Origin of the sequence: Capnocytophaga sp. oral taxon 864 (assembly GCF_002998835.1) — a bacterium.
GTDB classification, from domain to species: domain Bacteria; phylum Bacteroidota; class Bacteroidia; order Flavobacteriales; family Flavobacteriaceae; genus Capnocytophaga; species Capnocytophaga ochracea.
Genome location: NZ_CP027232.1, coordinates 198715 through 222788, shown reverse-complemented (window position 1 = coordinate 222788; position 24074 = coordinate 198715). Strand labels below are relative to the sequence as shown.

General features: G+C 36.3%; 25 protein-coding genes and 1 tRNA gene. 11 read left to right on the top strand and 15 right to left on the bottom strand.

Annotation, left to right across the window (positions count from 1 at the left end; translation table 11 throughout):
• The first annotated feature begins 7 nt into the window (after positions 1-7).
• Positions 8-703 carry a 5'-methylthioadenosine/adenosylhomocysteine nucleosidase gene (locus tag C3V44_RS01010; protein ID WP_106095220.1) on the top strand — a complete coding sequence of 232 codons (696 nt, stop codon included), beginning with the start codon at positions 8-10 and terminating at the stop codon, positions 701-703.
• A 78-nt stretch (positions 704-781) separates the two neighbouring features.
• Here C3V44_RS01010 and C3V44_RS01005 read toward each other — a convergent pair whose 3' ends face one another.
• The 5 genes from C3V44_RS01005 to C3V44_RS00985 form a co-directional block, all read right to left on the bottom strand.
• On the bottom strand, positions 782-1303 hold the full coding sequence (locus tag C3V44_RS01005; protein ID WP_016479302.1) for a hypothetical protein: 522 nt from the start codon (positions 1301-1303) through the stop codon (positions 782-784).
• Between the two features lie 6 nt (positions 1304-1309).
• Complete coding sequence (locus C3V44_RS01000) at positions 1310-2716, bottom strand: thioredoxin family protein (protein WP_106095219.1); 1407 nt, start codon at positions 2714-2716, stop codon at positions 1310-1312.
• A gap of 147 nt (positions 2717-2863) precedes the next feature.
• Positions 2864-3652, bottom strand: a complete 789-nt coding sequence (locus C3V44_RS00995) for a rhomboid family intramembrane serine protease (protein ID WP_106095218.1) — start codon at positions 3650-3652, stop codon at positions 2864-2866.
• On the bottom strand, positions 3637-4755 hold the full coding sequence (gene lpxB, locus C3V44_RS00990; RefSeq protein ID WP_009419110.1) for a lipid-A-disaccharide synthase: 1119 nt from the start codon (positions 4753-4755) through the stop codon (positions 3637-3639). The genes C3V44_RS00995 and lpxB overlap by 16 nt, the downstream gene beginning before the upstream one ends.
• Positions 4756-4785: 30 nt before the next feature.
• A complete protein-coding gene (locus C3V44_RS00985) occupies positions 4786-5094 on the bottom strand; it encodes a hypothetical protein (protein ID WP_002672653.1) in 309 nt (102 codons plus the stop codon).
• 344 nt (positions 5095-5438) lie between these two features.
• Here C3V44_RS00985 and C3V44_RS12470 point away from each other — a divergent pair, with 344 nt between their 5' ends.
• The 10 genes from C3V44_RS12470 to C3V44_RS00945 all read left to right on the top strand — a co-directional run bounded on the left by C3V44_RS12470 (position 5439) and on the right by C3V44_RS00945 (position 14419).
• Positions 5439-5567, top strand: coding sequence for a hypothetical protein (locus C3V44_RS12470; RefSeq protein ID WP_256387417.1), 129 nt, complete (start codon positions 5439-5441; stop codon positions 5565-5567).
• A 281-nt stretch (positions 5568-5848) separates the two neighbouring features.
• Positions 5849-6763 (top strand): LLM class oxidoreductase, encoded by a 915-nt coding sequence (locus tag C3V44_RS00980; protein ID WP_009410252.1) that lies wholly within the window; start codon positions 5849-5851, stop codon positions 6761-6763.
• A gap of 11 nt (positions 6764-6774) precedes the next feature.
• Positions 6775-8580: a peptidase gene (locus tag C3V44_RS00975; RefSeq protein ID WP_254425447.1), complete on the top strand. Its 1806-nt coding sequence runs from the start codon at positions 6775-6777 to the stop codon at positions 8578-8580.
• A gap of 86 nt (positions 8581-8666) precedes the next feature.
• Positions 8667-9005, top strand: coding sequence for a hypothetical protein (locus C3V44_RS12150; RefSeq protein WP_254425446.1), 339 nt, complete (start codon positions 8667-8669; stop codon positions 9003-9005).
• 3 nt (positions 9006-9008) lie between these two features.
• A complete protein-coding gene (locus C3V44_RS00970) occupies positions 9009-9173 on the top strand; it encodes a metallopeptidase (protein WP_106095217.1) in 165 nt (54 codons plus the stop codon).
• Between the two features lie 57 nt (positions 9174-9230).
• The gene (locus C3V44_RS00965; RefSeq protein ID WP_002672662.1) at positions 9231-10181 is read left to right on the top strand and encodes a hydrogen peroxide-inducible genes activator; all 951 of its coding nucleotides are present in this window, start codon (positions 9231-9233) and stop codon (positions 10179-10181) included.
• Between the two features lie 56 nt (positions 10182-10237).
• Positions 10238-12331 (top strand): carboxy terminal-processing peptidase, encoded by a 2094-nt coding sequence (locus C3V44_RS00960; RefSeq protein ID WP_106095216.1) that lies wholly within the window; start codon positions 10238-10240, stop codon positions 12329-12331.
• A 206-nt stretch (positions 12332-12537) separates the two neighbouring features.
• Positions 12538-13593 carry a heparan-alpha-glucosaminide N-acetyltransferase domain-containing protein gene (locus C3V44_RS00955; protein ID WP_106095215.1) on the top strand — a complete coding sequence of 352 codons (1056 nt, stop codon included), beginning with the start codon at positions 12538-12540 and terminating at the stop codon, positions 13591-13593.
• 1 nt (position 13594) lies between these two features.
• Complete coding sequence (locus C3V44_RS00950) at positions 13595-14116, top strand: STM3941 family protein (protein WP_106095214.1); 522 nt, start codon at positions 13595-13597, stop codon at positions 14114-14116.
• Positions 14117-14346: 230 nt separating this feature from the next.
• A tRNA-Gly gene (locus C3V44_RS00945) sits at positions 14347-14419 on the top strand.
• Between the two features lie 58 nt (positions 14420-14477).
• On the opposite strand, the gene C3V44_RS00940 is transcribed toward C3V44_RS00945, so the two are convergent.
• The 10 genes from C3V44_RS00940 to guaB all read right to left on the bottom strand — a co-directional run bounded on the left by C3V44_RS00940 (position 14478) and on the right by guaB (position 23971).
• On the bottom strand, positions 14478-15020 hold the full coding sequence (locus C3V44_RS00940) for an RNA methyltransferase (RefSeq protein ID WP_048746307.1): 543 nt from the start codon (positions 15018-15020) through the stop codon (positions 14478-14480).
• Between the two features lies 1 nt (position 15021).
• Positions 15022-17220 carry a bifunctional (p)ppGpp synthetase/guanosine-3',5'-bis(diphosphate) 3'-pyrophosphohydrolase gene (locus C3V44_RS00935; RefSeq protein ID WP_009419105.1) on the bottom strand — a complete coding sequence of 733 codons (2199 nt, stop codon included), beginning with the start codon at positions 17218-17220 and terminating at the stop codon, positions 15022-15024.
• Between the two features lie 30 nt (positions 17221-17250).
• Entirely contained in the window at positions 17251-18027 is a 777-nt protein-coding gene (locus C3V44_RS00930) for a 3'-5' exonuclease (RefSeq protein ID WP_106095213.1), read from the bottom strand.
• Between the two features lie 51 nt (positions 18028-18078).
• Positions 18079-18369 carry an ATP-dependent Clp protease adaptor ClpS gene (locus tag C3V44_RS00925; protein ID WP_106095212.1) on the bottom strand — a complete coding sequence of 97 codons (291 nt, stop codon included), beginning with the start codon at positions 18367-18369 and terminating at the stop codon, positions 18079-18081.
• A gap of 153 nt (positions 18370-18522) precedes the next feature.
• On the bottom strand, positions 18523-18990 hold the full coding sequence (locus tag C3V44_RS00920) for a hypothetical protein (protein ID WP_002672685.1): 468 nt from the start codon (positions 18988-18990) through the stop codon (positions 18523-18525).
• Between the two features lie 135 nt (positions 18991-19125).
• Entirely contained in the window at positions 19126-19668 is a 543-nt protein-coding gene (locus tag C3V44_RS00915) for a hypothetical protein (protein WP_106095211.1), read from the bottom strand.
• A 95-nt stretch (positions 19669-19763) separates the two neighbouring features.
• Complete coding sequence (locus C3V44_RS00910) at positions 19764-20096, bottom strand: hypothetical protein (protein ID WP_106095210.1); 333 nt, start codon at positions 20094-20096, stop codon at positions 19764-19766.
• Positions 20097-20358: 262 nt separating this feature from the next.
• Positions 20359-21009, bottom strand: a complete 651-nt coding sequence (locus C3V44_RS00905; protein WP_002672690.1) for a TrkA family potassium uptake protein — start codon at positions 21007-21009, stop codon at positions 20359-20361.
• A 3-nt stretch (positions 21010-21012) separates the two neighbouring features.
• Positions 21013-22341 carry a TrkH family potassium uptake protein gene (locus tag C3V44_RS00900; protein WP_106095209.1) on the bottom strand — a complete coding sequence of 443 codons (1329 nt, stop codon included), beginning with the start codon at positions 22339-22341 and terminating at the stop codon, positions 21013-21015.
• Between the two features lie 160 nt (positions 22342-22501).
• Entirely contained in the window at positions 22502-23971 is a 1470-nt protein-coding gene (gene guaB / locus C3V44_RS00895) for an IMP dehydrogenase (RefSeq protein WP_106095208.1), read from the bottom strand.
• Positions 23972-24074 lie beyond the last annotated feature (103 nt).

Here is a 24074-nt window from a genome sequence, read left to right as displayed (position 1 = left end):
TTTATCTATGAAAATAGGAATTATAGGTGCAATGGAGCTTGAGATAGATAGTTTAAGAACTTCTATTCAGTCTTGCAAAGAAACTAAAATAGGGCGTTTTGTTTTTTATGAGGGTTCTCTTAATGGGATAGAAGTAGTATTATTACTTTCAGGTATAGGTAAAGTAAGCGCTTCGGTTGCGACCACTTTACTTATAGAAAGATACAATCCATCGCTTATTATTAATACAGGTACTGCCGGAGGCTTAGGTGATACTTCGGTACACGATATAATCTTAGCTACTGAAGTACGCCACCACGATGTAGACGTTACGGCTTTTGGGTATGAAATAGGTCAGCAAGCACAAATGCCTCCTGCCTTTATTGCTAACACACAATGGACAGAGAAACTAAAACAAGTAGCCGAACGATACAGCCATACACTTCACTACGGACAAGTAGTAAGTGGAGACTCTTTTATTTCCTCGCCCACCCGACTACAAGAAATTGCTAATACCTTCCCTAAAGCAAAAGCCGTAGAGATGGAAGCAGCAGCTATTGCTCAAACCTGCTACTTATTAAACATTCCATTTGTAATGCTTCGCGCTATTTCTGATAAGGCAGGCGAAGGGAATGCGGTATCATATGAGACTTTTGTAGTAGAGGCAGGCAAACTGTCTGCAACTATTATAAAAGCATTCTTAGCCTCTATCTCTGAAACATAGGAAAAGTACACATATAACAAATAGGGGATTGAATTACATAATTCAATCCCCTATTTTTTTATACTTATAGAAATATTCCTATTTTAAAAATTGACGTACTTCTTCTTTCAAATGGCTTAGTGCATTAGCCGAAGGAGTGGCTTTCTCTACAAACTCTTTAAATATAGCTTCTACCATAGCTTGTGAGTCTTTTACGTCTTCGGTTAGGGCTACTTTACGGATTATTTGGATAGTAGCCATTTTAGCAGTACGAATAATATTCCATAGCTTTTCACTGAGGTATATTTGCTGTGCTAAGTTATGTTCAAATTCTTCATCAATAGAGTTTACAAGCAATGTTTCATACTCTTTCTTAGAAAAGTTATGAGGAGGAATGCGCAGAAATAGTTGTTGAGGAGACATTCGCTCTAAGAAAAGTGTCATTCGCTCGTATGCTTGTAAGCGGATAGGCATTGTGTATTTTTGATTTTCTTTATGAAGAAGAAACAATCGCTTTTTATCTTCATTTTCAATATGTATTCTAAAAAAATAAAAGGCTACCGCTCCTACAATAAGAGCCGGAACGCAATACATAATAAAGGTAATAATCTGGTCAGACATAAATAATTAAGATTCTTTTGATAATAATATTTTTTCTAAGTTAGGACTGAAAATATCTTCAAAAGCCGATATGATACGTCCGTTTTTATCTATAATTACTGATTTGTTGATATTATTGATTAAAAACTTTTGCGACAAATCTATGAAATTGATAGAGTGATATTGGTCAGTCCAATCGGTATTTGAGATTTGTTTGCGCCATTGAGTTTTATCCTGCCCTATATCAATACCTACAAACTTTACATTGGGGAATAGCTTCTTTAACTGACTCACTCTTCCGAAGATAAGTTTAGAAAGCTCTTTCTGATTGACCGACCAAAAGTAATAAATAGTTACCTCCGGTTGTTGTATTTCCGAAAACTTAGTAGGTTCACCGTTTGCATTAATCAAATCAAAATCGGGAGGAATTCTTCCCGCTTGTAGTGCTATTACGTTTCTAAATACCTTATCTAATTCGGCTTTATACTTGTTATCTTTGTTATACTTAGCAAATTTATCGAAGTAATCTTTATACTCGGTGTGCTCTTGGATATTAAAAATATAGGCATAAGCTGCATTTCGGTATAGGTTATCTCTCAAACTTCCCTTGGTAAAAAGACTATCGATGATTTTAATCTTTTGCAAATGGAAACCTAATTCCCTACTTACATCTACCAAAGTGTGAGTATCATAGGTGTATTGAGTAAAAGCCAGATTATTGACATACATTACCATATACCTATAATAGGGTCGGAAATACTCTAAAAAGCTATCGTTATAATTAATTTGTTTACGATAGTCATAAAAGTTATAGGGTAGTAAATCTACGATTGAAATGTTGTTCTTATTTTGATAAACAAAAGGATATATCTCCATTTCCTTATAGATAGGAAAAGTAGCGCTTACTAAGGCTAAATCTTTTGCTTTCTCGGTAAGCTGAGGATTTAGTTTGAGAAAATCATCATACTCCCGTTTTCTTTCTTGATATAAGGAATCACTTTTGTTTTTGTACTGCATAGGTGGCAAAGAATGAAACTTTCTAAAAACTTCTTCTTGCGCATCTGACATCTTAGATTGTGAGAGTAAGAAGTTATTAATAGCAGAACCTTTACCCGAAAATGAGATACTTTCTTCAAAACTTAGTGCATTGGCATACACTACCACACTGTCCTTAGGTTCTACATACACATATTGATACTTACCATCTGTTTCAAAGTTAAACAACTCTCCTTCGGTTATATTTAGGTTAAACAGGAAAGTTTTATTCTTATCTAAATAAGCAGTATCTATAGGAGTATCATTGCTGTATAGAACAACAAAAGAGTCCTTTGCATTAGGGAAAAAGCCACTTATTATAGTAGGCTCATTACGCTTACCCTTGCAAGCGATTAAAGTGCTTAAAAGCACCCATAATATTAGCCGATTCATCTTCATCACCAATAAGCATTCAACTATTTGGGGGCAAAAATATAACATTATCTAAATACGGTGAGTTAAGAATATGTTAAAAATATACCCACTACTAAATATTAACATTTATTAGTAATTCGCTGTTTGAATTAGCCTCTCATTGATAGCAAATTAGCTTTCTTTCTCCTTGCTCACTTCAAAGAGGAATTTCTTTTCTTGGTCGGTTAAACTTGCATAACCACTGGCACTGATTTTCTCTAACAGTTGATTGACCTGATGTGCTCGTATCTGTTGTTCTTCTGAAACGACTTTCTTCTCTTTTTTAGGAGACTCTTCTTGGGGCGTTTTTGCTCTTTTAGGAATACGAAAACTGTACTTTGAAGTAAGTCCTGCGAATATCCCTCCTAAAATACCTCCGAAGTGGGCTATCTTACCTCCTGTGTTTACTGATATATTCAGTATATCGAAAAGTATAAAAGCCAATATAACGTACAGCAATTTTATTTTAAAAGTAAAAATATACACATTATAAGAGGGGAACAGGGTTACCACAAAGGCTAAGGCTCCCATAACAGCAGCTGAAGCTCCTAAGAGCATCGTATTATCAGTGAAGGAGGGGAAGAAGTAACCTATGGTTAGAAAAGTGATTCCGCCACCTATAATCCCAAAGCTATACGCTTTTACAAATTGTTTTCCGTTAAAGAGATTGAAGAAAATATGCCCTGTGAAAAATAATAGGAGCATATTCCAAAATAGGTGTTGAATGCTTACGTGATAGAAAGCATAAGAAATGAGCGTCCAAGGTTGTTTTAAAAACAGAGGTAACGATTGAGGCATACATAGCCACTGATTAAGCTGCTCTTGTGTTACTTTGTTAGTATACACTACAAGTTTGCTTATACCCAATAGCAATGTACAAACCACAATTACGCTATTAGCTGTGTTTAATTTTCCTGACATTGACGTAATATTAATGAGGCTGTTTTTTCGCTTGCACCTTCTCCGCCTAACCTTTCTCTCAACAAAACATAATCTTTAAACACTTCGTAACGGTGCCTATAAGTAGTGAGCTTGTTAAGCTCAGCTTCTAAATTCTTTTTAGTAAGGTCACCTTGAATAAGCTCAGTAACCACAGGCTTATCCATAATGAGGTTTACTAATGAAATGTACTTGAGCTTGATAATGCGTTTGGCTATATGATAGGAAATCCAATTGCCTTTGTAGCACACCACTTCGGGGACGTTGAGCAAGGCAGTTTCTAAGGTTGCCGTACCACTGGTTACAAGTGCTGCATAAGACACCGAGAGCAAATCATAAGTTTTACCGCTTACAAAATGCACGTTTTCTTCTTTGATAAAACGTTTATAGAAGTGATAATCAATTGAGGGGGCTCCTGCTATTACGAACTGATACTGATGAAAATCATCGACTATAGAGAGCATTATTTTTAGCATCTTGGCTATTTCCTGCTTTCTACTACCTGGTAAGAGTGCTATAATAGGGCGCACATCTAAGTTATTTTCCTTTTTAAAAGTCTGCTCATCTACTTCTTTACGCTGTGCAATAGCATCGAGCAAAGGATGACCAACAAAGTGCACGCGGTATTGGTGTTCTCTTTCGTAGAAATCTTTTTCAAACGGGAGTATGACGTACATAAAATCTACATCGCGTTTGATTGCTTTTATACGGTTCTCTTTCCAAGCCCATATTTGTGGTGAGATGTAGTAATGAGTAGGAATATGTTGTTGTTTAGCCCATTGGGCAATGCGCATATTAAAACCGGGATAGTCTATAAAAATAAGAACATCGGGGTTGAACTGGGTGATATCTTTCTTACAGAAATCGATATTGCGCAAGATAGTGCGCAGGTTCGTAATCACTTCCCAGAAGCCCATAAAAGCCAGGTCTCGGTAATGCTTTACTTGTGTACCTGCCACCTGTTGCATTTGGTCGCCCCCCCAAAAGCGGAATTCGGCTTTTGGGTCTTTTTCTAATAGGGCTTTCATTAGGTTAGCACCGTGCAAATCACCAGAAGCCTCGCCTGCTATAATATAATACTTCATTTTTCTGCAGTTTGAAAGTTTAATACATTATTAGTTTTTAATAGCGGTATTGTTTAGATACGCTGTGATAGCAGCGTGGTAAACTGATGAGGTGCCTTTTTTGACCTTAGGTAATACTTCATAGGAAGCCCTGAGCTGTGGGTCTTTAAGGACGAGCTGGGCATAACGCACGGCTTCTTGGAACTTAGTGCGACAGCCTAATTGAGCTTCGGAAGCTGGTACGCGGGACTTAGAAGGGGCTTTACAGACTACTGTTTGTCCTTTAACTTTTCGGAAAACGAACGTTTTACCAATCATACCAGAGAGTCCGTTTAAAATAACATTTCGACTTCTTGCCATAATACAAATTGTTTTTTGGAATTAATAGTGCAAAGGTATGGCAAATTTTTGGTATATCAAAATTGGTGTGAGTCGCACAAACGGGTATAATTAGTAAATTAGCAAATTTGAGAATTAGCAAATGGGGACGGAAGAATAAAATAGTGAGTATAATTAGTAAATTAACAAATTTGAAAATTAGCAAATGGGGACGGAAGAATAAAATAATGTAGATATAGAGAGCTTATAGGAAAGACGGTGCGAGCCGCACGGGCAGGTGTGAGCCACACGGGCAGTCGTAGCACGACAGGCAGATAGTGTGAGCCACACGGGCGGATAAATAATTAACGAACAAAGAACGAACAATGAACGAAGAAAAGACGAACAATGAACGAACAATGAACGAAGAAAAGACGAACAAAGAACGAACAAAAGACGAACAAAAGACGAACAAAGAACGAAGGAAAAGTGCGGGTAAGTTAAAGCTAAGATAGAGATAAAAAGAGGGTGATTAGTAGATTTCAACTTTGGCAAAATTTGAAACTTTGGCAGAGTTCGTTTTGGAAAGAGGGGCTAAACCGTACGGGCAAATAAAGAATGAAGGTAGGAAAGTTGGTTTTGAAAGAATAAAGAAAGGGTGATTAGAGAATTGTAAAAAAGGATATATATTACTGAAAATCAATAGATATTATATATGAGTAAAAAAGATTTTCGATATTAGTGAATTTATACATTATTTTTTCTTATTTTTGCCGTTCTAAACAAACTCATCATTATGATAGACGCACACAAATTATCTATTGGTTTACTACTACCTATTGAAGCATACGAAGGGGCTATCCCTAAGATGGAAAACCAAGTACAACTCATTCAGCGAGCTGAAATGTTAGGCTTTAATGCTGTGTGGGTGCGTGACATTCCTCTATACACTCCTGATTTTAACGAAGTAGGACAAATGTTTGACCCGTGGATATATTTGGCACACATTGCTACTCTTACCCAAAGTATTAAGTTTGGCTTTGCGAGTGTAATACTACCACTGCGTCACCCTTTACACGTAGCGAAGGCTTCGGCGAGTCTTGACGTGCTATTTCCGAAGCGTTTTATGATGGGAGTTGCTTCTGGTGACCGACCTGTAGAATATCCTGCTTTTAATGAACTTTATGAATCACGGAGTACTCGTGTATTGGAGCATATGGCTATGTTACGCGACTTGTGGAGCAAAGAGTTCCCTACCTACAACAATGAGTATGGTACCCTAATGGAAAAAATGGGTGATGTAGTGCCTAAGCCTTTGAATAAAAATATACCAATGTATGCTACAGGGCACATAGGAGGAGTGAATTTGGAATGGATTGCGAAAAATTCGGACGGGTGGATTTACTACCCCAGAGATTTTGCTTTCACAAAGAAGGTAATACAAGACTGGCACAAAGCTCTTAAACAAGAAGGAGAACCCTCTAAACCTTATATTCAACCTGTGTATATTGACCTAAAAGATGACCCTGATTTTGAACCAGAGAAAATGGACTTAGGTTTCCGTTTAGGACGTAACTATTTATTGGATATGTTCTTAGAACTCGGAAAAATAGGGGTTAACCATATTATGCTCGTACTAAAATACTGCTCTCGCCCTGCAAGTGAAGTGCTTGAAGAAATAGGAAAAGAAGTATTGCCACACTTGAAATAAAATAGTACCTTATGAAAACCCTTAATGAAAACGACATAAAAAATGTATTAGAAATACATAATTTGCTTTCTTTTGACACTTATTATACTTTGCTCAACGGAAATACTGACGATGAGCAGAAATATGAGCTAGCTAAAAGAGAGTTCGTACGCAAGCAAAGCCAACTACTAGTGACCGATGGAGCTCAGTTTATGTGTGGAGCTCACAAGGGTACCTTTCGTACCAACTATAAATGGCAAACTATTAATGATAAAGGCGTAGCGAGACAAAGTGATGTATTGCCGGAAAACTTTGAGTTTACCGATGGCTTTCAGATACTTTCGATAGGCAGTTGGCAACGCATTGCCTCTACTACTACCTTTAATGATGAATACCCTCTCTTGTTCCGCTCTACTATACAGATTACGGGTAAGATGCCGGGCAATAATCCTCCTGAAACTTATAATTTGCAATTTCTTAACGCAGGGCAAAACTTCAGCTATGAAGATACTATTGACCAAGCATATGAGCAAAGTGTTTTGAGTGAAGAAGAAGGAAACAACAAGCAAGAGGAAGCACAACCTTCTGCTGATTGCACCGTTACTTTTAAGTTGGGTAAAAACGAAAACAACAACTTTGGATTTGACTCTTATGAAGTTTCTAAGAAAGGGTGTAAGGATAAAGAAAAACTAAAAAGTGCCTATAAGAAGTTAGAGCCTTTTAGAGAGGAATACCTAATGCCGTGGGTGAGCCTTGCCCAATACCGATATGCTATATTAAAAGTAGCGGTTAAGGGGAAATTTAAAGAAATTACATTTAAAGAACCTAAGAGCTATTTTACCTTTGAACCTGCTACCATTACGCCCGAAACCAAACAAGTGAAAATAACGTGTAATGCTACATTTACAGAAAAAGAGTATAAGGTAGAAGTATTAGCCGATGGCAAAGTAGCGGGCGGACTAATGTTTGTGGAAAACAGTGTAAAGAAGCTGAAATTGCCTATAAACTGGTATAACGTAGTTGTTAATCCAACTGATTTAGGTATCATTAGTAAACTTGTTAGTAAGCAAAAAATAGAAGCATATTGTAAAAAGGCTTTTACACCTGCTTTGATTGAGGTAGATATTAATGAAATTACAACTGAAATAGATCTCTCGAATGTAATATCTACCTTTGTGAATAAGGCAGAGAACAAGGTACAAAACAGTTATTTATTTGGTTCTTTGTTGTGTTATGCTGTGCCGAGAACTCCATACCAAATTAGCCTTTTTACTACTTTCCTTAAAAAGGAAAAAGAAGCAGGCGATTTGATAAACTATAACAATGGGATTACCCTGCACAGCACAGTTATACAAAAGGAAGATAGGAATGCTCTTAATAATTTTATTGACGTGTCTGTTGCTCGTTCATTGTCTAAATCGCCAAATAATATAGACCATAGCTACCCGCAGGACGAGGAATTTTGTATGATGTTCTTGGCGAATGACCCCTCTAAGATACAACCCCGTGTTGAAATCCCCCACGAACTAATGCACGCCTTAGGGTTAGAACATACTTTTGAAGAGAAAGAACACCCTAATAAGGAACATATTTTTAGGAAGGGAAGTACTCAAAACTATATGGACTATGATAATACTAAGGAAACAACCTTTAAATGGCAATGGGATATTTTAAGGAAATCACCTTATGTTAAATTATTAATACTTGCTTTCACTCTTTTATTTACGTCTTGTAGGACAATCAGTCATAAAGAATTACAAGCTATTTCTTGTGTTTGTAATGATAGTATAACTCAAGAAGATAAAAAACTTCCTATCCCCCCCCCGAGAGAATTTTAAACGACAGTTTGGATATTTATGTAGAGAGGAAACCAAGAAATATGTACTTAAAATATATTGAATACTTAAAAACAAACGAGCAGAAGATGATTTATTATGACCTTGAAGGGAATATTAAGCAATCTCTTTTTAGTGTTCCTAATGAGTTTATAGGCAGAGAATTTATTTTTGATGAACAAGGGAATATAAAAGAGGTTATCAATCACGATGAGGGGTGGAAAATATGTGCTTTTCAGGTATTTGCTATTGCTAAAAAGTATGCAGGGAATAATTATTATAAAAAAGACCCTATTTTTCAATTATGTAAAGATAAGTATAAAGGAAAAGAAGTATGGAAAATTAGCTATAAAAATAAGCGTTATAAATGGCGCTCATTATATATAGACAAAAATAATGGTAGAATTTTAAAAGTAGAAAGGGGGTAATTTATGGAAATACCCCACGAACTGATGTACGCATTAGGATTAGAACATACTTTTGAAGAGAAAGAGCACCCTAATAAGGAACATATTTTTAGGAAGGAAAGTACTGAAAACTATATGGATTATGATAATACTAAGAAAACAACCTTTAAATGGCAATGGGATAGATAAAGAAATTTGCTAACCAAGAGAATATTTACAGAAAATTAAACCCATAATACCATAATTATGACCATTACTCAATACCAATATGTGTTGGCTGTAGCGAAGTACAAGAACTTTACTACCGCTGCTGAACACAGTTTTGTTACCCAGCCTACCTTGAGTATGCAAGTGCAGAAATTGGAGGAAGAGTTGGGGGTTACTATTTTTGACAGGAGCAAAAAGCCTTTACAGGTTACTGAAATAGGAGAACAAATCGTTAAGCAAGCCCAAGTAATCGTAAATGAAGCAGGGAGAATGAACGATATAGTAGCGCAACAAAAGGGGTATATAGGAGGTGAGTTTCGCGTGGGGATTATCCCTACCGTCTCCCCTACTCTACTACCTATGTTTCTCGCTAATTTCATCAATAAATACCCTAAGGTATGCCTAAAAATTGAGGAGCAAACTACTGAAAACATCTTGAAAAAGATAGAGGACGGGAGTTATGATGCAGGGATTTTGGCAACCCCTCTACACAATCCGTCGATAGTAGAAAGACCATTATACTATGAGCCTTTTGTGGCTTATATTCCACAAAATCACCGTTTGCAAAACTCTAAGACTATTTATTCTGAAGATTTGGATATCAACGATATATTGATGCTTGAAGACGGGCATTGTTTTAAGGACAGTGTACTGAATATCTGCAACCAAGATGTGATAGACTCAAAAGAGCACTTCCAACTAAAAAGCGGTAGTTTTGAAACTTTGGTACGCTTGGCTAACGAAGGCTTAGGAATGACTTTGTTACCATATTTACACTCTTTGGAACTGAAAGAGGAAGAAAAGAAACGCATTCACTATTTCGCTGAGCCTTACCCTGCACGCGAAATCAGCTTGGTATATCACAAAAACGAACTAAAAATGCAAATCATCAAAGCTTTACACGACACTATTGCAGGGGTTATACGAGGGGCTATTGTTTTCCAAAATGTAAAAATTATCAGCCCAACAAGAGAAAGGCACAGAATTTGATAAAGCTAAGAGCTAAGAATTGAAAGTTAGCTAAATTATTAAAAAACAATTTTAGAATGAAAAATATTTCAGCAGTATTATTTTTATTATTTATTTCATTTGCGTCTTGTAGTTTTACAAGTAAGAAATTTGACAATCCAGATAAAGACAAGGATAGAGTACTTTTGGACATTGTACAACACGTACTGGAAAACGCGCATTTTAGTCCGATAAAAATGGACGATGCTTTCTCTAAGAAAGTATTTGACAGTTATTTGAATAATATTGATGGGCAGAAGCGTTATTTTCTACAATCGGATATCAACGAGTTTAAAAAGTACGAAAACCGTTTGGACGACGATTTGAAAAACGGAGAAATTGCATTCTTCAACCTTTCTTACGAACGCCTCAAACAACGTATGAAAGAAGCAGAAGCAATTACCAAAGCTATCTTTGCTAAACCTATCAACCTAAATACCAATGAAACAATTAATACCGACTATGAGAAGTTGCCTTTTGTAAAGAACAAAGCTGAGTTACAAAACCGCTGGAAACAAGTGATTATTTTCACTACGCTTTCCACTTATATCACTAAACAAAAGGAAGAAGCGAGCAAGAAAGAAAAGGACGCTAAATATCAGCCTAAAACCAATGAGGTGCTCAAAAAAGAATCGATAGAAGCTACTCAAAAGACATTGGCTGATATGTTCAGTATGTACAACGACATCACTCGTGAAGAGTGGTTCAGTATGTTTGTGAACGCTATTACTGAGACTTTCGACCCCCACTCCAACTATATGGCACCAGACATCAAAGAAGGTTTCGACCGAGATATGTCGGGTAAGTTTGAAGGTATAGGGGCACAATTACAAAAGAAGACTGATGGAATTGCTATTACCAATGTGATTTTGGGAGGGCCAGTATGGAAAGGTAAACTCCTTGAAGTAGGCGACCAAATCTTAAAAGTAGCACAAGGAGCTGGTGAGCCCGTAGATGTAGTAGGAATGCGTTTAGACGATGCGGTAAAACTTATTAAAGGGCCTAAGGGCACTGAAGTACGCCTTACCGTAAAACGCGTAGACGGCACAATAGAAGTAGTGTCTATCATTCGCGATGTGGTAGAGATTGAAGAAACTTATGCCAAATCGGCAGTGATAACTGCTAATGGTAAACGCTATGGACTTATCAACTTACCTAAATTCTATATCGATTTTGAAGATGTAAACCAACGCAATGCTGCAACCGACGTGGCTCTTGAAATAGAAAAGCTCAAAAAAGAAAATATAGACGGGCTTATTGTAGATTTACGTACCAATGGAGGAGGCTCCTTAAAAACAGTAGTGGATATAGGAGGTTTATTTATTCCTAAGGGGCCTATTGTACAGGTAAAATCGTCACGCGGAAGTCGTGATGTACTCTCTGACAACGACCCTAAAACACAATGGGACGGTTCGCTGGTAATCCTTACCAATGAGCTTTCGGCATCAGCCTCAGAGATTTTGGCAGCGGCTATGCAAGACTACAAACGCGCTATCATCATAGGCGGTAAACAAACCTTTGGTAAAGGTACTGTACAAAGTTTTGTAGACCTTAATAGTTTCTTGCGCCAAAACAATTACGGCGACCTTGGTGCTATAAAAATTACTATTCAGAAGTTCTATCGTATCAACGGAGGGTCTACCCAGCTAAAAGGTGTAGAAAGCGATATCGTAGTGCCTGATAAATACAAATATATTGACATAGGCGAACGCGATATGCCCAACGCTATGCCTTGGGATAAAATAGAGCCTGCTAAGTACACTCCTTGGACTAACAATGCTAACTTTGATAAGGCAATAGAAAACAGCAAAAAACGCATCAGTGAAAATCAATACTTAAAGCTGATTGACGAAAACGCTCGATGGATAAAACAGCAACAGAAAGACAATGTTTTCCCTCTCAACTACGAGGCTTACAAAAAAGTAATTGAGAAAAACGAAGAGCAATCTAAAAAGTTTAAAGCAATTAACGATTACAAATCTAACTTGAAATTCACTTCAGTATCTTCTGATGAGGCTAAAATAAAAAACAGTGAAGACTTGAAATTACGTCGTGATCGTTGGCACGAAAGTCTTGAAAAAGATGTGTATATAGATGAAGCTGTGAAAGTATTGGAAGATTTGAACAAATAAGACAATAAGTAATACATTATAAAAACATTGGCAGAGCGAGGAGCTTTGCCAATGTTTTTATTTTGGGTATATGGGAAATTTGTTATACCTTTGCACTACATTTTGTCTGTTACCTAAATAGAAATGCGTTTTAAGATACTTAGTATTATATATAGAAATAAGAACCATTACCACTACAAGAAAAAAAATAGACCTTAGATAATATAATGAAGCAACGACTGATATTTATCGATGTAATACGTGCTTATGCCATCTGTATGATGTTACAAGGGCATTTTATCACCGCTTTACTTGCTGAACCATACTGTGACGAAAGTAACCCTTACTATCATATTTGGCATTATTTCACAGGTATTACCGCACCTGTATTCCTTACCATTTCAGGCTTTATCTTTACCTATTTGCTCATTCGAGAAGGCGAGCGCAGTGGTGTAGGACTCAAAAACCCACGCGTGAAGAAAGGAGCAAAACGCGGATTAATGCTTATAGCTGTGGCGTGTATTTTGCGGAAAAGCATCTATTTCGTAGATATTTTGCATTGTATAGGGTTAGCCCTCATCATAATGGTGGGACTCTACTTATTAGCTAGAAATCACGTGAGGCATTTCCTTCCTACAATGCTCATCGGCATTACTTTACTACTTTTCACCTTCAACGAGACCTATAACCAATATGAATACTCTTGGTTACCTCAAGTAGTAGCCAATTACTTTACTCCGAAATACGGTACTTTCTTTACCATTTTTCCGTGGTTAGGCTTTGTAACCTTAGGAGGCTTTATGGGATCGCTATTTTACTATTACAGAAACGCCAAACACTTATATACAGTATATACACTACTACTTATTGGCATCGGAGCCATTTTTCACTTCCAATATCACACATTTCACTTCTTATATAACATTACAGGGTGGGGACACTTTGAAAGTTCAGCACACAATGGCTTTCTTTTTCTGAGAATGGGTGATACTCTTTGGACATTTGCTGTGTTTGTAATCTTACGAAATGTACTTACTGCCCATTTTTTACAACGTATAGGGCAAAACACCCTTTCTATTTACATCATTCACAGCATTGCACTCTATCACTTTATTCCATATTTCAACTTAGATTATTATCTTCATAAAAGCTTAAACCCTACCCAAGCTGTGATAGGTGCTATTGCCTTTGTGATAGGTATTTTAATTCTTTCATTCTATTATCACAAAGTCAGCAAATATATAAAAGAAAAATATTTAAACAAGAAAACCATTGAGAAATAAAATGGCAGCCATAGAAATCTTTACCAGCAAAAAGAAAAACATTTTTCTACTATTCTTAACCATTATTTTCTTAGCAATAGGCTTATTCTGTTTTCTAAATGCCAATGGATTATCTAAAGACGGCAAAAGAAACATTGTTTTTATAGAGGCTATAGGTATTATCGTTGTAGTTTTTGCTTTAACAGCTCTATTTTTTATCATAAAAAACTTGCTAAACAATCAATGGGTACTTGCCATAGATGAAAAAGCCCTATACATAAGAATACAAAAGTATTATCTTATTCCTTGGGAAGAAATAATAGGCTTTCAAGAATTAGAAATCAAAGGGAACAAGAGTATTTTGATACAAGTGAGAAATCCTGAAACTCTTATTGCTAATGAAAAAAACTTTTTTGTAAAAAAGATGATGCAACGGAGTCAGAAAATGTATGGAGCTCCTATCAGTATTACAAGTTCCACAATGAAAATCAGTCATAAAGAACTTGTTTCGCTACTTTTAGAAAGTTTAGCTACTTATAAATAAAGATAAAAATCAGTATAAATATACATTTAAAAACCTTACGTAAAATTTTATCTTCATTCGTTTGTCTTTATCTTTATCAGAAGAAAAGTAATGAGAAAAATAATCACTGATTTATAAGTCTTTACTTTTTTATTTACAGAAAATACAATAAAAAAGTTTTAAAAAATTTGGAATATAATAGCAAATGCCCGTATATTTGCACTCGAAAAATCATTTATATCATTGTAATTGCGGGAGTAGCTCAGTTGGTAGAGCGTCAGCCTTCCAAGCTGAATGTCGCGAGTTCGAACCTCGTCTCCCGCTCTACAAAAAAAGCCTGATAACAATATGTTATCAGGCTTTTTGTTTATCATTTCTATTTTTATAACATTGTATGCTTCCTGAGCTTCATTGCTAACTCCCAAATAGCAATTCCTGCACTTACCGAAATATTCAGAGAATGTTTAGTACCATACTGTGGAATTTCTATCACCTCATCAGAAGCTGAAACCACTTCTTGTTCCACTCCTTTTACCTCGTTGCCAAAGATAATAGCATATTTTTGCTTTCCGTTAGGCTGAAAATCATTCAGCATTGTGGAATTTTCAGCTTGCTCAATGCTAATAATATAAACACCTTGCTCTTTTAGCTTTTCTACTGCCGAAAGTGTGTTTTCTACATATTCCCACGCTACACTATCAGTCGCACCCAAAGCTGTTTTGTGAATCTCCTTGTTTGGGGGAGTGGCGGTAATCCCACAGAGGTATATCTTTTCAATTAAAAAAGCATCGCAAGTGCGAAAAACAGAACCTATATTGTTCAAACTTCTCACATTATCCAAAATTACTATTAAAGGTGTCTTTTCTGCCTTCTTAAATTGCTCAATATCCAACCTATTGAGCTCACTATTTGCTAATTTTCGCATATTAGAGTCTGTTTACTTTATCTACTCCTTTAATGTTCTTAATATCTTGCATCAATTTCTTTAAAGTAGCATTATTGTTGATAGAAATAGAGACTTTCCCGCTGAATACATTGCCTTCGGTATCAATATTAATGTTGGTAAGCTTTACAAATTTGCTGTCCAAAATCACTTTTGAGATATCGCTGATGAGTCCATCGCGGTCAATACCACTAATTTTAAGACTCACTTTGAAATCTCTTTCATCAGATTTTACCCATTTGGCTTGAATGATACGATAAGCGTAATTCGATTGCATCGAAATAGCATTCGGACAAGTTTTTTTGTGTACCTTCACCCCTTCGTTGATAGTAACGAATCCAAAAATGGGATCACCAGGGATAGGATTGCAACATTTTGAAAAAGTATAGTCTAACGATTCTTCTTCTTTGCCAAACACAATGCTATCATAGTGAACGTTGGGCGAATAAATGGGTTCGTCAGTAGGTTTTTTTACTGCTTTATTTTTGAATAAGCCAAAGAAAGATGTGCGATGCGATACAAAGTCTTTCAGCATTTGGTTGCTGATTTCTCCCGTGCCTGCTTGATAGTAAATATCTAAGCTCGTTTTTGTTTTGAAGTAACTCACCATCTCATTCATCACTTCTTCGTTGAGAGTAATCTTCAATTGTTTTAATTTTCGTACTAAAATCTCTTTCCCTTCGGCGGCAACGGTTTTTGTCTCTTCTTTTAAAGCATTTTTTATCTTACTACGAGCTTTCGCTGTGGTGGCATAGTTGAGCCAGTTTTTAGTAGGTTTTACATTTTCGGCAGTGATGATTTCCACCGTTTCGCCACTCTTTAACACATAGTTTAAGGGCACTAATTTATTGTTTACTTTAGCTCCCCGCGTTTTTAAGCCCACTCCTGTATGGATATAAAAAGCAAAATCTAAGGGTGTTGCGCCTTTCGGGAGGGATTTTATCTCGCCATTAGGGGTAAAGACAAAAATCTCTTTGGAATACAAGTTGAGTTTAAAGTCTTCTACAAAGTCCACCGCATTTGCCTCGCTGTTTTCAAAGATTTCTTGCAACCTATTAAGCCACATTTCGATGCCTTCTTCTTTTTGGTCACCGTGTTTATACTTAAAATGGGCTGCATAACCTTTTTCAGCGATTTCGTGCATACGTTCGCTGCGTATTTGCACCTCTACCCATTTGCCTTTTGGACCCATTACGGTAATGTGTAAGGCTTCGTAACCTGTAGATTTGGGTGAGGAAATCCAATCGCGCAATCGGGTGGGATTGGGACGGAAGTGGTCGGTAACAATAGAGTATATTTTCCAAGCCAAAAACTTTTCTTCGGCTGGTTCACTTTTATAGATGATGCGAATCGCAAATTTATCGTAAACTTCTTCAAAACTCACACCTTGCGATTCCATTTTTCTGTAAATAGAATAGATTGATTTGGGTCGCCCTTTGATGGAATAATCAATTTTTTGTTGTGTCAAAGAGGTTTCAACGATTTTGGTAAACGCCTCAATGTATTCCTGTTGTTCTTCTTTGGATTCCTCCATTTTGTTTAGGATACTATTGTAGCGCTCGGGGTCAGTGTATTTAAGGGCAAGGTCTTCTAATTCTGTTTTGATGTTATACAAGCCAATGCGGTGAGCAATAGGTGCATAAATATAGAGTGTTTCCGAAGCTATTTTGGCTTGTTTGTATTCTGCCATCGAATCCATCGTTTGCATATTGTGGAGTCTGTCAGCAATTTTGATGAGAATCACACGCACATCGTCGTTCATCGTGAGGAGGAGCTTTCGGAAGTTCTCGGCTTGTAAAGAGATATCATTTTCACGGCTCATACTCGAAATTTTGGTAAGTCCTTCCACAATATGTGCTACAGTGTTACCAAAAAGCCGTTCCATATCTTCAATCGTATAGTCAGTATCTTCTACTACATCGTGTAGCAAAGCCGACGCAATGGCTACGGCGTCTAATCCTATTTGTGAAGCGACAATTTTAGCTACGGCAATAGGGTGAAAAATGTAAGGTTCCCCACTTTTTCGGCGTTGGTTTTTGTGCGCATCAACAGCGGTGTCAAACGCCAAGCGAATGAGCTTTTTATCTTCATCACTCAGGGTTTGATAGCTGATACGCAAGAGTTCTTTATACTCGCGCGCAATGGCTTTGTTTTCTTCTTCTAAGTCGATGTTTGTTTCCATAGCAAAGAACAAAAGAGGATTTTCAAAAATCTATTTAATAGTAGCCGATAATTTGCGGAGTTTGATAGCCGTAAGGATTTTTTTGGTATACAACGGGAAGTCGGCACCGAGAAGCCAACCAAAATATCCTGGTTCTTCGTCAAAAATATCTTCTACACGTTTACCTTTGTGTTTCCCAAAGGTAAAGATTTCTTCGTCTTTGTCATTATAACCAATAAAACCAGCAAAGTCGGCTATTTGTTTGCGATAAGTAAACTCGCTGAGCTTTTTGATGTTGTTCTCTAAGTTGTCATAACGGTCGAGCTGGGCTTTGAGGATTTCATAAGTGGCATTGGTATCTGCCGAAGCCGTATGCGCATCAATAAGGTCTTTACCACAATAGAATTTATAGGCTGCCGAGAGGGTGCGCTGTTCCATTTTGTGAAAAATAGTTTGTACATCTACCGATACGCGGTTTCCCAAATCAAAATCTACTTCGGCACGCAACATTTCTTCGGCAAGCAAAGGAATATCAAAGCGGTCGGAATTGTAGCCAGCAAGGTCGGAATCTTTTATCATATTATGAATTTGCTTGGCAAGCTCTTTAAAAGTAGGCTCACCCGCAACGCGCTCATCGGTAATGCCGTGCACATCTGAGGCAGCTTTGGGGATAGGAATAGTAGGGTTTACCAACCACGTTTTGCTTTCCTTATTGCCATTGGGGTAGACTTTCAAGATAGATATTTCAACAATTCGGTCTTTGGTAATATCGATGCCCGTAGTTTCAAGGTCAAAAAAACAAATAGGTTTTGATAATTTTAGTTCCACGATTTTAATGAATAGTTAAAAGTTAAGAACAAATAGTTTAAGATAAAAAAATTATACTTCTTCTATTTCGGCTGAGAGTCCCGCATTAAGAAGCGCGGTGCAGAGCGGTTTAAGGAAGCTATAACTTCCTGATTTTACATCGCATTTTCCTTTGAAATGCACAATAATAGCGCATTGCTCGGCTTGTTCAAAGGTGTGATGACAAACCTTTACTAAGGTATCAATAACGTGGTCGAAGGTATTGACATTATCATTGTATAAAATGAGATGACATTCGCCTTCCAAAAATTCCGTTATATCACCTTCGTCAAAAGTTTCTTCTTGATAATTATTTCGTAGCATAAATTGTTTTTATGATGATACAAAAGTATGGTAAATAAATGAATTGTGCAAATGCTTAACCGAATATAATGGGATTTTAGCAAAGGTTATAAGCACAAAAACGCCAAAAGAAAGTGCCTTCTTTTGGCGTTTTGTCCTTTTTTTACCATAGCATTACTTATCGGTAAGTCCGTTTTTAGCTTTTTTCTTGCCGTAACGTTTTCCCATTTCGTCTACCAATGCTTTTACCGAAGCGTCTTTCTTAGCTGATGTTTTCAAATAGGTATATACCTCGTTAGCTGTTTGCATAGCATCGGAAGAAGCAGCATAAATGGTATCGTCGAGCTTTTCGAGCAAGGAAGCTACCAATACGCGGATATCCCACAACTGGTCTATTAAATGCACATCGTTTTCAAACTCAGCTTTGTTAAACGATTGCAACAAATATTGCGGAAAATGATTGGCGCCACGCAAAGCGAGGTTTACAAATTCCACACTTTTTTGTCCCATAGAGGCACCGCCTCTTTTTTGATCTGCTGGCAACGCTATTAAAAAGTTCAAGAGCTGTTGCACTTCTGAAAGTTTTGTTTTTACACTTTCTTTATCAGTTTCTGATAAGGTTGCATTTATCAAATTTCCCATAGCAAAAATATTTAATGGGTTAATAACGCCACAAAGGAACGAATTTTTGTTTGGAAAAACAAATGTTTTAACAAAAGTTTAACATATTTAAGTATTTCCATTATTTTGAATATCTTGATAGATATAACAATGTCATTATTTTGAATATTTATTTTCTAAAATCTTACACGCCTTTCTAAAAGCAAGCTCTTCAGAATCGTCCACCTTATTTATTTCTTCTATCAATTCAAGATTATTTTCTTGAAAACTTTTACCATTTAATAAACATAACTTATTAATTTCATTAAAAACATAATTCTTTGAAACATAATCCTTATGTAGTTTTAGAAAAACATTAAAACATTTATTATCAACAATAATTTTAATTTCATTCTCACTAATTATACTATTTTCAACTTTATCAAATAAAAATTTTCCTTTTTTATCAACGTCATTATTTAACAACATCAATATAACTTCATTAAAAAGAAATAAATATGGCTTATTATTTTCTATTTTTTCACCAACAAAATTATCATTTCGTATTTCTTCATTAAATAAAATTACTAAACCAAATTCTTCAATATATTTATTTGCTATTTCAGAATCTCCATATATATATTCTTTTAAATATGATTTTATTTTCTCTAATTCATCATTTTTTATACAATAATCGTTTTCATAAATACCCGAATCCATACAATATCTATATATAACAGAGTATAAAAAAGCATATATTTTATTTTTATCAATTCTTTTAGGGGTAAATACTTTGATATTATCATCATATACTTCTATTTTAAAGTTTTGTCTATATTTTCATCTCTAAATTTATTCAAAAATTCCTGTGAAAAATCACTTTCTAATTTAGAAAGTTCTTTTTCACATTTTTGACATAAAATATAATCTCTTACATAAGGATTTCTTTTTATTTCAGTAGACGTGTTTTTAGGGTTTTCTCTTCCAAAATATGATTCAACTGTTGCTTTAGTTGCATTAATCTCATAAGATTCTTCTCTATATCTTTCTCCTATACTACTTTTTAATAAGTTAGCAGGTACAATATGAGACCCTTTAGCATCTGCTTTTTTATCACATATGATACATTTATTGTTATTTGAATTCATATATTTTAATTTAAATTATAAATCATTTAATTATCTTCTATAATCATAAATATTGCTTATATAATCAAAAATATTGTTTCTGTAAGCAATATAGATTGCTTCTGCAATCTAAAATATTGTCAACAGGAGCAAAAATATTGCTTCCATAATCTAAAATATTGATTATGGAAGCATTCAGTTTGATTATGGAAGCTATCGAGATAGCAACAGAAGCTAAAATATTGCTTCTGTAAGCTATTTTTTAGCATAAAAAAGCATTTTTTTACACAATTCTATCAATTACATTGGTATTGGAGAGTATTACCAAAAGGTCGTCTTTGCTAAGTTTGGCATTTGGGTCGGGCGTTACGTTCATTTTGCCATCAGAATGCTTTATTGCCAAAATATTTATCTCATACTTGTGTCGCAAATTGAGTTCCATCAACGATTTTCCTATATAACTCTTGGGTACTTTTACTTCATAGATAAAATAATCTTCGGCAAACTTAAAATATTCTATAATAGTGGGTCGCAAAACGGAATAGGCTACTTTTTCGCCCATTAATTCCTCTGGAAATACTACTTGTGTAGCGCCTATTTTGTATAAAACCTTTTCTTGTGTGTGGTTTACGGCTTTGCAAATGATATTTTTCAACCCCAATTCCTTTAACTGCAAAGTAATAAGGATACTCGCCTGAATATTATCGCCTACGCTCACAAAAGCAGTGTCGAAATCGTCTTTCACTACGTTTTTGAGGGCAATTTCATCGGTAGCGTCCAAAATCACTGCCTCTTCGATGATATTTTCATTGAGAGCTTGCTTGATAACGCCCTCACGCGAATCTATTGCTAGCACAGTGGCTTTGTTCTTATAGAGTGTTTTGGCTACCGATTTGCCAAATTCTCCTAATCCTATGACTAAAAAATTCTTCATAATCTATCCTATTAAAATATTTTCTTTTGGGTATTTGTAATTTCCTTCGGCACGTGGTCTCGACAAGGCAAGCGCAATGGTAAGCGGTCCTACCCTACCTAAAAACATTGTAAATATCAAAATAAATTTCGAACAAACGCCTAATTGTGGAGTAATTCCGGTTGAAAGTCCGCAAGTGCTGAATGCCGAAATGAGTTCAAAAGCTATTTTGGTAAATTCAAAATCGGGTTCTAAGGCTGTGAGGATTACAATCATTATAATCACATACATCATCGCAATAAACACGAGTGCCGAGGCTTTATTAAAGAGTTTCCAAGAGATGCGCCTCTTAGAAAATTCGATGTAGTTCTTATTGAGTAATGCTGTTTTAATACCGAGAAATAAGATGCCAATAGTAGTAGTTTTTACGCCAGAACCTGTGGAGTTTGGCGATGCCCCTATAAACATAAACGTTACGCAAAAAAGAATGGTAGCACTGCTTAAATGCTCCAACGGAATCGTATCGAAACCTGCTGTACGCAAACTTACAGAGTGAAAAAAGCTAATAAGCATCTGACCAAAGAAAGTTTTTCCGTAAAGCGTGTGATAGTTTTTATATTCTAAGGTAAAAAACAGAAACGTACCCGCAACGAGCAATATTATTGTCATCAAAATTGAAAATTGTGAGTTAATATCGAGTCTTTGTCTCTTTTTTCGCAAGTATTCATAGGCTTGAATAATGGTTGTAAATCCCAAACCACCAAAAATAATCAAAAAAGCGATGATAATATTCACAAAAACATTGTAAGTATAGCCTTCGAAGCTATGAGGAAACAAAGAAACACCTGCATTACAAAAAGCGGATACTGAGTGAAACACCGAAAAAAATATCGATTGGCCCAAAGGGTAATCTTGAACGAAAGAAACAAACAAACATATTGCTCCCGTAGCTTCAAAAATCAAAGTAATATACACCACACGCTTTGCTACGGCATAAATATCGTAACTTTTGTTGTGATTAAGCCCTTCGGCAACCAATCGTTTAGTATAAAAACCAATGCGTTTAGAAATGAGCAATACCAAAACAGAGGAAATAGTAAGCACTCCCAATCCGCCAAACTGGATAAGCACTAGTAAAATAAGTTTGCCGTAAATAGTAAAGGTCGCTCCTATATCTACCACCGAAAGCCCCGTAACGGTAACCGCCGAAGTAGCTGTAAAAAGTGCTTCGAGGAAAGAAATATCTTTCTGAGGCGTATGTGCAAAAGGCATCATCAAAAGCAAAGCACCTACGACTATTAAGCCAATAAACGAAAGCATTATAAGGTTATAAGGGGATATTCTTTTTAACATTGGGGTCAATTTTTATTGTTTATCCATCTGAAAAGTTTGTTATATCAGATTGCAAAAGTATAAAATATATTATTGATAGGCACTTTTTTGTTATTTATTACATAAATGAGGCTGTCTAATCTTTGCAGACAGCCTCATTTATGGAAGTTATATTCGTTTATTAACGTGAATAATTAGGAGCTTCTTTGGTGATGGTAATATTATGGGGGTGGCTTTCGGTAATTCCGCTTGCAGTGATGCGCACAAAGCGACTCACGGCTTGCAACGTTTCGATATCCTTGGCACCACAGTATCCCATACCTGCGCGCAAGCCTCCGATGAATTGATGCATACTTTCTTGTAGTTCGCCTTTGTATGCCACGCGCCCTACAATACCTTCGGGTACAAGTTTTTTGATATCGTCTTCAACATCTTGGAAATAGCGGTCTTTACTACCTTGGTTCATCGCTTCTACCGAGCCCATACCACGATAAGATTTGTATTTTCTGCCTTCAAAAATGATAGTTTCCCCCGGTGATTCCTTAGTGCCAGCAAGCAGAGAGCCAAGCATCACACTATTGGCACCTGCGGCAATAGCTTTTACAATATCTCCGGTGTAGCGAATGCCTCCGTCGGCAATCACAGGGATTCCTTTGCCTTTAAGAGCGTTTGCAACGTTCATCACCGCTGATAATTGAGGATAACCCACGCCTGCCACCACTCTGGTAGTACATATAGAGCCTGGACCTATGCCTACTTTCACTGCATCAGCGCCATTTTCGGCTAAATAAAGGGCAGCCTCGGCAGTGGCAATGTTTCCTACCACTATTTCTAAGTCGGTAAACTTGCTTTTTACGGCATTAAGAGCATTCACTACGCCTTTCGTATGTCCGTGAGCTGTATCGATAACTACGGCATCAACTCCTGCTTGTACAAGGGCTTCGGCGCGGTCTACCACATCGGCAGTAACACCTAAGGCTGCTGCTACGCGCAAGCGCCCTAAGTTATCTTTGTTAGAAATAGATTTTTCTTGCAAGTTGGCAATGTCTCGGAAAGTAATAAGACCTACTAATTTGTAGTTTTTATCTACTACGGGAAGTTTTTCTACCTTACTGCGTTGTAAAATACCCTCAGCTTCCTTCATAGAAGTGCCTTCGTTGGCAATCACGAGGTTTTTAGAGGTCATTACTTCAGTTATCGGGCGATTATTATCGTGTTCAAAGCGTAAATCGCGGTTAGTTACAATGCCTTTTAAGATTCCGCCGGCATCAACAATGGGGATACCGCCAATATTGTTTTCTTTCATACAACGTTTTGCATCACTCACTTTGCTGTTTAAAGGAAGCGTAACAGGGTCGATAATCATACCGCTTTCGGCACGTTTTACTTTGCGTATTTGTTTGGCTTGCTCCTCAATAGTCATATTTTTATGGAGCACTCCTATGCCTCCTTCACGTGCCATAGCTATAGCCATAGCAGCTTCGGTTACAGTGTCCATAGCCGCTGAGATAATGGGTACATTCAGGGTGATGTTACGGGTAAAACGTGAGGTTATCGATACTTCACGAGGTAATATCTCAGAATAATTAGGGATAAGAAGGACATCATCATAGGTAAATCCTTCATTAATAATTTTATCTTGGAAATTCATTTTAAAAAAGAGAATTTAGTTGCGTGCAAATGTACTTCTTTTTTATATACGAAGCAAATTTTTCGAGTATTTTAAATCAAACAAATAGAGACGATATAAAGAG